We start from the raw sequence: 12,277 nt of genomic DNA, 5'->3' as shown, positions 1-12,277 counted from the left end.
CCTGAAAGGCGCAGACATGACTCACTACACCTTGACCCCCGAACAGTTCGAAACCTTCGGCGCCGAACTCGACGCCATCCGTGAAAAGGCGATCGCCGATCTCGGCGAGCGCGACGCCACCTACATCCGCGACATCATCAAGATGCAGCGCAAGCTCGAAATCGGCGGCCGCGCTCTGCTGTTCCTGCCGCCGGCCTGGCCCGTCGGCACCGTGATGCTCGGACTGTCGAAGATCCTCGACAACATGGAGATCGGCCACAACGTCATGCACGGCCAGTACGACTGGATGGGCGATCCGGCGTTGCGGGGCCAGAACTTCGAATGGGATTCGGCCTGCCCGTCGAATCAGTGGCGCCACTCGCACAACTACATGCACCACACCTACACCAACATCGTCGACATGGACCGCGACATCGGTTACGGCGTCCTGCGCATGAGCGAGGACCAGAAATGGAGCCCCTACTACCTGGGTAATCCCTTGTACGCCTTCCTGTTGATGGTGTTCTTCCAGTACGGCGTCGCGCTGCACGAGCTCGAGACCGAGCGCATCCGCACCGGTGAGATCAAGCTGCGCGACAAGAAGGACATGCTGCGCGAGATGTGGGCGAAGGTCCGCAAGCAGACCGTCAAGGACTACGTGGCCTTCCCGCTGCTCGCCGGCCCGTTCGCGCCGTTCGTGTTCGCGGGCAACATGACTGCCAATCTGATGCGCAACGTGTGGTCTTACACCATCATCTTCTGCGGGCATTTCCCCGAGGGCACCCACGAGTTCACCATCGAGGAAACCCAGGACGAGACGCGTGGGCAGTGGTACTACCGCCAGCTGCTGGGTTCGGCGAACCTGTCCGGCGGCAAGTGGTTCCACATCTTCAGCGGCAACCTGTCGTTCCAGATCGAACACCACCTGTTCCCGGACATCCCGGCGCACCGTTACGCCGAGATCTCCGGTGAGGTCAAGGAGATCTGCCAGCGCTACGGGCTGCCGTACAACACCGGCCCGATCCACAAGCAGTTCGCCTCGGTGGTCCGCAAGATCGTCCGGCTGGCGTTCCCGTGGGGCAGCAAGCCCAAGGATCCCGAGCCCGTTGTGGCCGAGTCCACAGCCAAAGAGTCCGCACGACACCCGGCTTCGCAGCCGATCTGCGAGCCCGAACTCGTCAACTGCTGACCGGGAGGCTGCACTGCAGCAGCACCGTGTCGAGCCATCGTCCGTGCTTGTGGCCCACCGCCCGCAGGCGGCCGGCTTCTGCGAAGCCGTGCTTGCGGTGCAGGGCAAGGGATGCCGCTGCCTCGTCGGTGTCGACCACCACGGCGATGACCTCACGGATGCCTGCTGCAGCGCAGCCGTCCAGAAGCCCTTGCAGCAGCGCCGTTCCGATACCGCGGCCGGCGCACTGCGGGGTGAGATAGATCGAGTTCTCGACGGTGTGCCGATAGGCCGGCCGGAGCTTCCACGGCGCGCAGTACGCGTAGCCGACGATCTCGTCATCGAGTACCGCCGTGAGGAACGGCAATTCACGTTCCCGAGCCGTCGCCAGCCGGCGCTCCCACTCCTCGCGGTGCGGCGGGATCAACTCGAACGTGGCCACTCCGGTCTCGACATGGTGGGCATAGATGGAGCTGATCGCGTCGAGGTCGTCCGGTGACGTAGCGCGGACGACGGTGTTGGTCATGTTTTCACCCTAAGCTGACGCTCAGTCGAGGGAGGGATTCCGATGGCCTACGTCAGGCTGCGCGCCGTCCGCGTGGCGGCCCGGGTCACCTGTGCGTGCTCGTCGGCGGACCTGCGGCCCGTGACCTCGACGTCCTCAGTGTCGACGCACGCCGAAAGGCTGTGCTGGAACCCCTGATCGGTCACATCGGGCCGGAAGTGCTCGATCCGGTCAGCTGGCACGAGAAGTCATGGCATACCGATGAATACGTCGGCGACATCCACTGGGCGGGCACCGAAACCGCAAGTGATCACGCCGGATACATCGAAGGCGCGATCGAGTCCGGCCTCCGTGTGGCGCAGGAGGTCGCCCAGGCGCTGGCCGTGACAGCCAGCTAGGGGGCATCAGAATGGTGGGGGTGGTCCGTGTTCTTCGGCGAGCCAGGCTTGGTATTGGCGTTCGGTTTCGATGTCGTGGTTGAGTTCGGCGCGTAGTTGTCGTTCTTGGTTGATGCGGTCGTGGCGGTCTTGTTCGCGGGTGCGTGAGCGTTTGGGCATCTTCACGGCCCGGTGCGGGTTTGCGTTCGGGGTCGGGCCTGGTGGTTCGGGATCGAGGTCGCCGGTCGGGATGCCGAGGGTGGGGAATATGGCGGCGCCGTGGGGTTCGGTGGTGTGGGTGTGGCCGGTGGGTGTGGTGATTTGGACTGTGCCGTCGGGTAATTGACGGTCTGACCAGCCGGGGCAGAACGTTTTGAGTAGGTGGTGGGCGCGGCAGTAGAGCTTGGTGTTGGAGGGATGGGTCGGGCCTTGGGGGTAGGGCACGGTGTGGTCGATGTCGCAGCGTTGCACGGGTGCGTCGCAGCCGGGGAAGCGGCAGGTCAGATCCCGCCAGCGGATGAACTCCGACAACGCCACCGAGGGTCGATACCCCGGCCTGGAGGCCTCAGAGGCGGCGGGGGCGCTGCGTGGAGCAGACCCGTCGGATTCGGCCGGCTCAGATAAGTCAGCCGACTCGCCGGGCTCAGCCACCTCACCGGATCCGGTTGGCGCGCTGGTCTCTCCCGGCACACCGGAGTCAGCCGTGTCGGTCGCTGTCATCGCCTCGCCGGGTTCGGTCGCCTCAGACGTGTCAGCCACCGCACCCGGTGTGGCCGGAGCGCTGGATGCGGCAGGTACCCGCACCGGCTTGAGCCGGGCTCTGCCCGCCAGGTCACGCACTCGGTCGGCGGGCAGGATCCCGTACCCGGGTAGATATCCCGGATCGTTCGAGGTGCCATCCAGGGTGGCTTGCTCGGCCAACACATGTACCACCGCCGCATCCGCGGCCGCCCGTTTCTGCGCGGCCGGGCAATCATCCCGCCCGCACCGGCACACCAACTGGGCTTCCAACCGCGCCAGCGGTCCGATCGCGTCGGCGCGGCGCCGCTCCCGGCTGCGCGGATCATGCTCACACACCGTGTCGGCCAACGCATCCAGGCGTTGATCCAGCGCCGCGCCGTCCTCGGCATCCACATTCGCCCAGATCGTGGCCGTACCCGGGCTGCCCGCATCGATCTGTACAAACCGGTCCTGCGCCAGATCCGGCGGTATCCGCTGCCCGTTCGGGTCGTGGGTGGCCACCCAGTGATCGACCCGTACGCGCAGTTGTTTTTCCGACAACCGCATCCACTGAGCCGCCCGGGCGGCGAGTTCGGCGTCCAGTTCGGCCCACACCGAGGGGTCGGTGGTCTCGGTGCGGGCGATGATCATGCGCACCACCCGGTAGTCGATGTCGCCGACGGCGAAGCGGGCCGCCACCTGGGGCAGTTTGTCGCGCAGCACTCGGGCGTGATGCACCTGGGTGCCGCCGCGGCCCCGGCTGATCCGCATCGCCGCCGATACCTCTGCCGAGACTTCTTCGAACGGGTCGGTGCGCCAGTAAATCCTGTCGACGAGTTCTTGCTCACGCAGGCGGTCCAGCGCCCCGATCGCGGCCAGCCGGGCCGCGATCGCCATCGACTCGGCCCGCGTGGCAGCGCTGATCTGGTCGATCAACTCCACATCAGACAACCTATCGAACATACATTCGATTATGCCACTGCAAGGTGACAAGTTGTGCGGATCGCGTTTGGTCCACAGGCACTGATGCGCAACGGGATTACGTCTGGCAGGACGGGCACCAGTACGTGACCCGCTCACCGCCCGCATCGGTCTCGATCAGCGTCCCGCAGCGGCGGCAGGGCTCACCGGCGCGCCCGTACACCCACAGCTGCCGTCCGGGCCTGGTATCACCGGTGGTGGTGCGGTTCCACCGGGACCGGTTGAGCCACAGCATGTCCCGGGCGCGCTGCACGACGCGCAGTGGATCGGGCAGGGTGCTGACGGGTGACGTCGGCAGCCGTCCGAACACGAAACACAGTTCGTTGCAGTAGACATTGCCGACACCGGCCATCACCCGCTGATCAAGCAGGGTCGGGGCCAGCGGTCGTCCGGGATCGGCGGTCAGATTGGCTGCCGCGGTGCGCGGCTCCCAGTCAGGGCCGAGCAGGTCCGGACCGAGGTGCTCGACCGCTTCCATGTCGATGTCGCGGTCCAGGACTTCGAGGACGCCGAGGTCGATTCCGGTGGCCCGGGTGTCGGCGGTCTCCAGCAAGGCGCGGATGCGGTGCGGCGCGACTTTGGACCACCCGATGCGCCAGCTGCCCTCCATCTTGAGGTGAGAGTGAATGCTGGCCGGACCCACCCGGATGAACAGGTGCTTTCCCCGGCTCAGCACCTCGTCGACGACCTGCCCGGTGAGATCGACGGTGGCATAGCGCGGAACGCGAATATCGCATCGAGTCAAGGATTTTCCCGCCAGAGCGGTCCGTAGTGCCGTGGCGGTGTGGAAGACGGTGTCGCCTTCGGGCATACCCTATTCAACCAGCTTCAGAGAATGCTCCCAGAGTCGTTCGGCGTTGGACGGGTCCAGCGCGTATCGGGCGACACCGGATATCCCGAACTCATCGCGGCGATCCACGACTTTCGCTTCGTTGCAATCGTCGAAGTACCGTCCGCTGACGCCTTCCAGCAGGGGCGAGGCCGCCAGTAGCACCGAGGTGGCGGCCCCCTGTTCAACGGTCTTGAGCTGGCTGCCCGCCTGCTCGAACCGCTGGGCCGCCTCCGCTCCGTACGCCGGATCAAGGTGGCGCTGCAGTGCTGTGAGGATGCCTCCGGGCATCAGAGCGTTCGCGGTGATGCCGTCGTCGGCCCAGCGGCGGGCAGCCTCGACGGCGAACAGCACGTTCGCGGTCTTGGACTGGCCGTACGCCCCGAACGGGTCGTAGTCGCGGAACGCATAGTCGATGTCGTCGAACACGACGGGGGAGCGTAGGTGCCCGGACGAGCTGACCGAGACCACGCGGGCGCCGCCGGCCGCGGACAGCGCCCGGTGCAGGCCGGTGGCGAGAGTGAAATGGCCGAGATGGTTCGTCGCGAACTGCAATTCGTGACCGGTGGGCGACAACGTGAGCTCCTGAACCGCCATCACTCCCGCGTTGTTGACCAGAATGTGCAGCGGTCCGGACCAGGCACGCGCGAACGAGCTCACGCTGCCGAGATCGGCCAGGTCGAGGGTGGCGGCCCTGATGTCGCTGTTTCCGGTCGACGCGCGCAGTTCGGCGGCGACGCGATCTCCTGCAGCGGCGTCACGGACAGCCAACGTCACTGCGGCGCCGGCGGCGGCGAGCGCCCGGGCCGTTTCGGTGCCGATGCCCGAGGCCGCGCCGGTGACGACGGCCGAGCGCCCGGACAGGTCGACTCCGGCGATCACCTCCGAGGCGGTCGATTCGAAGCCGAAGGGTGTGGTGATGGGAGCGGTCATGCGTGTCAACAACAACGCATGCCCGGGCACTGTTCCCCGAGGCTACCGAAGCCGTAGGCCACGCGGAGTGCGGGAAAATCCGGCCCCGGTCAGAGCATCCTGCACGGCGGCGCGGTCCGCGTCGACGCCAGGATCGAGTACCGCGACCCCGTTGATCCGCTCGACCAGCAGCGCCGGCATGCGCCCGGAGCTCACGAGTTCGGCCAGGGCGCCCGCGGCGGCCCGCTGAGTCTCGGCGTCGGAACTGAAGCTGAGCAGGGTCCGGCCCCCGCGCTCCAGGAACCAGACCAGTTGCCCGTCGACCAGTGCAACCAGGGCTCCGGCCTTACGCCCGGGGCGGTGGGTGTCGTCACCGCCGCGCTCCGGCCACGCCAGGGCGGCACCGTACGGGTTGGCCGGGTCGGTCGCCGCGAGAACGACGGCGTGGTATTCGGGCCGCTGCGGGTCGACCCCGTCGAGGTAGGACCGCAATCGGTCCACTGTGGAAGCCGCGGCGAACTGGGCTCCGCCGAGGGACTCGACGAAATATCCGCGTTGGCAGCGGCCGGCGTCCTCGAACGCGCTCAACACCTTGTACAGGGTGGCGAACCCGCCGGGCACGCCCTCGGCGGCAGCCGCTCCCTTCGTCAGCACCCCGTGCCGGTTCAGCAGCAATTCGGCCTGAAAATGGGCCCGCACGGTCGAATCCGGTTCCACCCCAGGCAATGCCGACCATCGGCCGGACACCATCGGGTCGGCCGCGCGGTTGTGTGGGCGTGCCACGCTGTAGCGGCTGAGCCGGGGCGGACGTTGACGCTGCCGGTGCGCCGGCGCGCCCGAACGCCGCGGACCGGTCAGCATCGCCCGTACCGGAGCGAATGTGTCCCCGGTGACCCATCCCGCCCAGATCAGCTCCCACAGCGCGGTTTTCAGCTCAGATTCGGCGGCTTGGTCGGTGAGCTGACGGAAGAAGTACGCCCCGCCGTGGCCCAGCGTCTCCATGATCGCCCGGTGGGTATCGGTGAACTCGATCTCGGCGGCGACGGGCAGTGTCAGCGGTGCGGTCTCGGCGAGATGGAATGCCACCCATCCGTCGCTGCCGCCGATCTGCCCGGCGCCCGACCACATCACCTCACCGGAGGCCAGCAGCTCGTCGAGCATGGCCGGTTGGTAATCGCGGACCCGTTGCCCGAAGACGAGTGACTCCACCGCCGACGCGGGAATGGGAACGCCGGCGAGCTGCTCGATCACCGCTGCCAGCCCGTCGATCCCCGAGCTGTGGCTGGAGCCGACGTGCTGCCAGGAGGGCAGGAAACGGCCGTAGGCCGCGGTGCTGACCGGTTCGACCTGAGCCCGCAGCGCGGCTAGGGAACGACGACGCAGGATCCGCAGGACCTCGGCATCGCACCATTCCTCGGAAGTCGCGCGACCCAATGTCGCCGCCGGGGCGGCTCCGGTGAACTCTCCCCGCACCAGCCGGTTGTCGACGGCCATGCGGCCCAACACATCTGCGGTCACCCGTAGACCCAATCCGAACCGGGCGGCGACTTCGGTGGTGGTGAACGGTCCATGGGTGCGGGCGTAGCGGCCGATCAGATCTCCGAGCGGATCGTCGACGGATTCGGTGAACGCCGCGGGCACCCCGACGGGCACTGGCGCGCCGACCCCGTCGCGCAGCAGACCGATGTCTTCCACCGCGGCCCACCACGTCTGTCCGGCATACGTCACCGGCAGCGCCCGTTTGGCGGCGTGCAGCCCGTCGAGCCAGCCGCCGATCGCCTCGGTGGTGGCACGTGCGGCGATCTCGGCCTCGGTCAGCGGTCCCAGCATCCGTAGCAGGTCGGCCACCGCCTCGGCATCGCGCGCCGCGCGCTCCTCCGTCAGATGCTGCAGCTGGGCCGACGTCGAGGCGACCACGGCTGGGTCCAGCAGCTCGCGCAGCTCGACCCGGCCCAGCAGTTCGGACAGCAGCACGGTGTCCAGTGCCAACGCCGCGGCTCGCCGCTCGGCCAGTGGACTGTCGCCCTCGTACATGAAGGCACCCACATAGCCGAACAGCAGTGAGGCCGCGAACGGTGACGGGGTGGCGGTTTCCACCTCGACCACCCGCAGCCGGCGTTGTGCCACCCGCCGCATCAGTTCGATGAGGGCGGGCACGTCATAGACGTCCTGCAGGCATTCGCGCACCGTTTCCAGGACGATGGGGAAGTCCGGGTACTTGCGGGCGATGTCGAGCAGCTGTGCGGCGCGTTGCCGTTGATGCCACAACGGGGAACGCTTGCCCGGGTGCCGGCGCGGCAGGAGCAGGGCACGCGCGGCGCATTCCCGGAACCGGGACGCGAACAACGCCGAGCCGCCCACCTCCGCGGTGACGATCGGCTCGACCTCGTCGGCGTCGAACACGAACAGGTCTGCACCCGGCGGGGTTTCGCCGCTGTCGGGTAGCCGCACGATGATGCCGTCGTCGGAGGCGGTGGGCTTCTCGTCGATGCCGTACCGTTCTCGCAGCCTGCGGCCCACCGCAAGGGCCAGCGGTCCGTGAACCCGCAGGCCGTACGGGGAATGCAGGATCACCCGCCAGTCGCCGAGCTCGTCCCGGAAGCGTTCCACCACGAAGGTGGTGTCGCTCGGGACCACACCGGTGGACTCCCGCTGATCGTGCAACAGCTGGTACAGATTGTCGGTGGCGAAACCGGCGAAACCCATTGCCCGGCAGCGCTCGTCGAACTCGGCCCGGCCGAGCGCGGCGAGTTCACCGGTGAACGCCCCGACGGCCGCGCCCAACTCGGCCGGCCGCCCCACACTGTCGCCACGCCAGAACGGCAGCCGCGCGGGTTGCCCCGGCGCCGGGATCACCAGCACCCGGTCATGGGTGATCTCGGTGATCCGCCAACTGGTGGCGCCCAGGGAGATGACATCGCCAGGACGCGACTCGTAGACCATCTCCTCGTCGAGTTCCCCGACCCGGGAAGGCTTTTCGGAATCGGTGGCCAGGTAGACGGTGAACAGGCCGCGGTCGGGGATGGCCCCGCCGGAGGTGACGGCCAGGCGCTGGGCGCCGGGACGCGCGGTCAGCGTTCCGTGGTCACGGTCGTACACCAGCCGCGGCCGAAGCTCGGCGAACTCGGTGGACGGATACTTCCCGGACAACAGGTCCAGGGTGGCCTCGAATGCGCTGCGTGGCAGGGTCGCGAACGGTGCGCTGCGCCGCACCGCGTCGAACCACGCGTCGGCGTCGACGGGTTCCAGGGCAGCGACGGCCACCGTGTGCTGGGCCAGCACGTCGAGCGGGTTGGCCGGGACGTGCATGGTCTCGATGTCACCGGAGCGCATGCGCTGCACTGTCACCGCGCAGCCGATCAGGTCGGTGCGGTGCTTGGGGAACAGCACGCCCTGGGATATCTCGCCGACTTGGTGGCCGGCCCGCCCGATGCGCTGCAGCCCGCTGGCCACCGAGGGCGGTGACTCGACCTGGATCACCAGATCGACGGCCCCCATGTCGATGCCCAGCTCCAGGCTGGACGTGGCGACCACGGCGCGCAGCCGCCCGCTCTTGAGGTCGTCCTCGACCTGGGCGCGTTGCTCCTTGCTCACCGAACCGTGGTGGGCCCGGGCCAGCAGCGGCGGTGCGCCATTGGCTTGGCCGCTGGCCATGAGCTGGGCCGGTGCGCCACCGCCCACCTGCGGATTGTGGTCCATCGACAGCTCGATGCCGGAGCGCTCGGCGTGAATCTCGTTGAGCCGGGAGGTCAGGCGCTCGGCCAGCCTGCGGGAATTGGCGAACACGATCGAGGACTGGTGCGCCTCGATCAGGTCCACGATGCGTTCCTCGACGTCGGGCCAGATGCTGTTGTTGTCGAGGTTGGCCATGTCCGGAACCGGAACCTGGACCGAGAGGTCGAAGGTCTTGGCCGCAGGCGGGGCCACGATGGTGGTGGGTGCCTGACCGGACAGGAACCGGGCCACCTCCTCGGGAGGACGCACCGTCGCGGACAGCCCGATCCGCTGGGCGGGCTTGTCGAGCAGCTGATCCAGCCGTTCGAGTGAGAGTGCCAGGTGCGCACCGCGTTTGGTGGCGGCGACGGCGTGCACCTCGTCGACGATCACGGTCCGCACCGAGGCCAGCGTCTCGCGGGCCGCCGAAGTCAGCATCAGGAACAGCGACTCCGGGGTGGTGATCAGGATGTCGGGCGGCTTGCTCAGCATCGCGCGCCGCTGGCTGGGGGTGGTGTCCCCGGAACGGACCCCGACACTGATCGACGGGGCGGGCACCCCGTGCCGCTCGGCGACCCGGGTGATCCCGGTCAGCGGGGTACGCAGGTTGCGTTCGACATCGACGGCCAGGGCCTTGAGCGGCGACACATAGAGCACTGTCGTGCCCGACCTCGGCTCGGCATGCGACCGGGCCAGCTCATCGATGGCCCACAGGAACGCTGCGAGGGTCTTGCCCGAGCCGGTGGGTGCGATGACCAGGGTGTTGTGTCCCTCCGCGATCGCGGACCAGGCCTGTGCCTGGGCGGCCGTCGGCGCGGGGAAGGCAGCCGTGAACCACTCCCGGGTCAGAGCACTGAACCGGGCCAACGGATCGACCGGCGGGGTGGCCACCCAGCTATACTGCCGCGCACCACCGACAAGTGGGCGTCAGCGCTGGTCAGCAGCGGCAGCGCAGACCAGTTCGGCAGGCAGCCCGGGTACCCGGCTGACCGCGTCGAGCAGGGCGTGCGCACAGGTGTCGGCGACGAAGCCCGCGTCGATCGACGGGTCCTTGAGCCGTTGCCTGCACATCTCGAAGGTCAGGGCCAGCCAGCCGTAGACGGTGGCCCGCAGGTCGCGTTCGACCTTGGCGTCCAAGGGTTCGGAGACGGTGTCGGCGATCCGGCCCATGATCCGGTCGGCCTGGCGGTCGTTGTCGATGTCGTCGACGCCGCGCAGCACCGGGTCGGTGCGGCCCAGCCCCATGTACGCCGCCCACGCGCCGTGCGGATGCTCCTCGTCGTAGCGCAGGTAGGCCAGCACACCGGCGCGCAACTGGCCGAACAGGCTCTGGCCGGGCTCGGGACGCGTGCTGGTGGCCTCGAACAAGCGCTCGCCCTCGGCCTGCACCACGGCGGCGAAGAAGGCCCGTTTGTCGGGGAAGTAGTGGTACATCAGGGCCCGGGACACCCCGGCGCGTTCGGCGATCTCGTCGATGCGGACCTCGTCGTACGGTCGCTGGCCGAACACCTCGGCTCCCAGCGCCAGCAGCTCGTTGCGTCTGTCGGCGGGGGACAGCCGGCGTCTCGACTCGGCACCCACGTCTGCAGCTTAACGCCAGGGCTGTTCGCCGCGGCGGATGCGGGATCGCGGCCTTACTTGACACATGTATAACAAGGCGGAATCGTGGTGCCATGACCGTCGTGGGCGCGCAGACCTCAAACGAGGGGGCCAGGTATCCGAGACTGCCCCACCCGCCGCGGCGGGTGCCGTTGCTCGGTGACGTGTTCGGTATCCAGCCCGATTCGTCGATGCAGAACGCGATGGGCATGGCCGAACTCGGGCCGGTCTGCGAGTTCCGGTTCCTGGGCGCCCGCTACGTGGTCGCCGCCGGTGCCGACGCGGTCGCCGACCTCAACGACGAAGCCCGCTTCTGCAAGCATGTCGGACCCGATATCGAGGCACTGCGGATCGTCGGCGGGGACGGGTTGTTCACCGCGTACAACGACGAACCGAACTGGCACAAGGCCCATCAGCTGCTGATGCCCGCATTCAGCCAGGCCGCGATGCGTCGCTATCACGGAGTGATGTTCGACGTTGCCGATGAGCTGACCGACCGCTGGGATCAGCGGGCCGACCGGGGCGAGACGGTCGATGTCTCGGCCGACACCACCCGAGTGACGCTGGAAACCATCGGGCGCTGCGCGGCGGGTTACTCGTTCAGGTGCTTCCAGGACGACACGATGCACCCGTTCGTCTCCCACATGGTGTCCGCGCTCCTCGGAGCCGACCGCCTCGGGGTGCTGCGTGAGACGTTCCTTCCGGCCTTCGTCTATCGCCGTTACGAGCGCCAGGTCCGCGCTGATGCGAAGTATCTGCACGAACTGGCCGACGACATCGTCGCCGCGCGGCGTGGGCAGCCCTCGGGCGATCATGACGATCTGCTGCAGATCATGCTGGAGTCCGATCTCGACGCCGCCAACATCCGATACCAGCTGATCAACTTTCTGATCGCCGGGCACGAAACCACCTCCGGTGCACTGTCCTTCGCGCTGTACTTCCTGTCGCAACATCCGGACGTGTTCGACCGTGCCCGCGCCGAGATCGACGCGGTGTGGGGCCGCGTGACGCGGCCCGAATTCGAGAAGATCGCCAAACTGCGTTACGTTCGGCGGATTCTCGACGAGTCCCTGCGACTGCAGCCGACGGTGCCGGCCTATTACCGGGCTGCCCGCCAGGACACCGTGCTCGCCGGAATCCATCCGATGCGCAAGGGAGATTGGGCGCTGGCGCTGACCTCGACCCTGCATCGTGATCCACGGTGGGGCCCCGACCCGGACGCATTCGATCCCGACCGGTTCGCCCCGGAACAGATGCGGGCCCGGCCGGGTGGGCTGTACAAGCCGTTCGGTACCGGCGAAAGATCTTGCATCGGAAGACAGTTCGCCCTCCACGAGGCGGTGTTGATGCTGGCGGTACTGATCCGGCGCTACGACCTGACTGCCGAACCGGACTACACCCTGCAGGTCCAGGAACGCCTGACCATGATGCCGTCCGGATTCCGGCTGGCGCTGCGGAGGCGCTAGCCCGCCGTATGCGCATGAAACGCCCCG

9 protein-coding genes are annotated in these 12,277 nt (G+C 68.0%); 3 read left to right on the top strand and 6 right to left on the bottom strand.

The window, feature by feature from the left end:
• Positions 1–16 precede the first annotated feature (16 nt).
• On the top strand, positions 17–1,168 hold the full coding sequence (locus G6N57_RS28255) for a fatty acid desaturase family protein (RefSeq protein WP_077743430.1): 1,152 nt from the start codon (positions 17–19) through the stop codon (positions 1,166–1,168).
• On the opposite strand, the gene G6N57_RS28250 is transcribed toward G6N57_RS28255, so the two are convergent.
• Positions 1,158–1,673 carry a GNAT family N-acetyltransferase gene (locus G6N57_RS28250; protein ID WP_077743431.1) on the bottom strand — a complete coding sequence of 172 codons (516 nt, stop codon included), beginning with the start codon at positions 1,671–1,673 and terminating at the stop codon, positions 1,158–1,160. The two genes, G6N57_RS28255 and G6N57_RS28250, sit on opposite strands and share 11 nt — an antisense overlap.
• A gap of 95 nt (positions 1,674–1,768) precedes the next feature.
• Between G6N57_RS28250 and G6N57_RS28245 the strand changes: the two genes are divergently transcribed.
• On the top strand, positions 1,769–2,050 hold the full coding sequence (locus tag G6N57_RS28245) for an FAD-dependent oxidoreductase (protein ID WP_322790645.1): 282 nt from the start codon (positions 1,769–1,771) through the stop codon (positions 2,048–2,050).
• A gap of 6 nt (positions 2,051–2,056) precedes the next feature.
• On the opposite strand, the gene G6N57_RS28240 is transcribed toward G6N57_RS28245, so the two are convergent.
• The 5 genes from G6N57_RS28240 to G6N57_RS28220 all read right to left on the bottom strand — a co-directional run bounded on the left by G6N57_RS28240 (position 2,057) and on the right by G6N57_RS28220 (position 10,766).
• Entirely contained in the window at positions 2,057–3,712 is a 1,656-nt protein-coding gene (locus G6N57_RS28240) for an HNH endonuclease signature motif containing protein (protein ID WP_077743432.1), read from the bottom strand.
• A 76-nt stretch (positions 3,713–3,788) separates the two neighbouring features.
• The gene (nei2, locus tag G6N57_RS28235) at positions 3,789–4,541 is read right to left on the bottom strand and encodes an endonuclease VIII Nei2 (RefSeq protein WP_077743433.1); all 753 of its coding nucleotides are present in this window, start codon (positions 4,539–4,541) and stop codon (positions 3,789–3,791) included.
• A 3-nt stretch (positions 4,542–4,544) separates the two neighbouring features.
• A complete protein-coding gene (locus G6N57_RS28230) occupies positions 4,545–5,492 on the bottom strand; it encodes an SDR family NAD(P)-dependent oxidoreductase (RefSeq protein WP_077743434.1) in 948 nt (315 codons plus the stop codon).
• Positions 5,493–5,534: 42 nt separating this feature from the next.
• Positions 5,535–10,076 carry an ATP-dependent helicase gene (locus G6N57_RS28225; protein ID WP_077743435.1) on the bottom strand — a complete coding sequence of 1,514 codons (4,542 nt, stop codon included), beginning with the start codon at positions 10,074–10,076 and terminating at the stop codon, positions 5,535–5,537.
• Between the two features lie 36 nt (positions 10,077–10,112).
• Positions 10,113–10,766: a TetR/AcrR family transcriptional regulator gene (locus G6N57_RS28220; protein ID WP_077743436.1), complete on the bottom strand. Its 654-nt coding sequence runs from the start codon at positions 10,764–10,766 to the stop codon at positions 10,113–10,115.
• 92 nt (positions 10,767–10,858) lie between these two features.
• On the opposite strand from G6N57_RS28220, the gene G6N57_RS28215 reads away from it, so the two are divergent.
• Positions 10,859–12,250: a cytochrome P450 gene (locus tag G6N57_RS28215; protein WP_077743437.1), complete on the top strand. Its 1,392-nt coding sequence runs from the start codon at positions 10,859–10,861 to the stop codon at positions 12,248–12,250.
• Positions 12,251–12,277 lie beyond the last annotated feature (27 nt).

Source organism: Mycolicibacterium boenickei, from assembly GCF_010731295.1.
Classification (GTDB): domain Bacteria; phylum Actinomycetota; class Actinomycetes; order Mycobacteriales; family Mycobacteriaceae; genus Mycobacterium; species Mycobacterium boenickei.
Note: the sequence above shows the minus strand (reverse complement) of the source record. Positions and strands in the feature narration are given on the sequence as shown.

Bases quoted from the DNA above. Each gene is read 5' to 3' on its own strand.
- G6N57_RS28255 (WP_077743430.1), top strand. From the start codon at position 17: ATGACTCACTACACCTTGACCCCCGAACAGTTCGAAACCTTCGGCGCC.
- G6N57_RS28250 (WP_077743431.1), bottom strand. From the start codon at position 1,673: ATGACCAACACCGTCGTCCGCGCTACGTCACCGGACGACCTCGACGCG.
- G6N57_RS28240 (WP_077743432.1), bottom strand. From the start codon at position 3,712: ATGTTCGATAGGTTGTCTGATGTGGAGTTGATCGACCAGATCAGCGCT.
- nei2 (WP_077743433.1), bottom strand. From the start codon at position 4,541: ATGCCCGAAGGCGACACCGTCTTCCACACCGCCACGGCACTACGGACC.
- G6N57_RS28230 (WP_077743434.1), bottom strand. From the start codon at position 5,492: ATGACCGCTCCCATCACCACACCCTTCGGCTTCGAATCGACCGCCTCG.
- G6N57_RS28215 (WP_077743437.1), top strand. From the start codon at position 10,859: ATGACCGTCGTGGGCGCGCAGACCTCAAACGAGGGGGCCAGGTATCCG.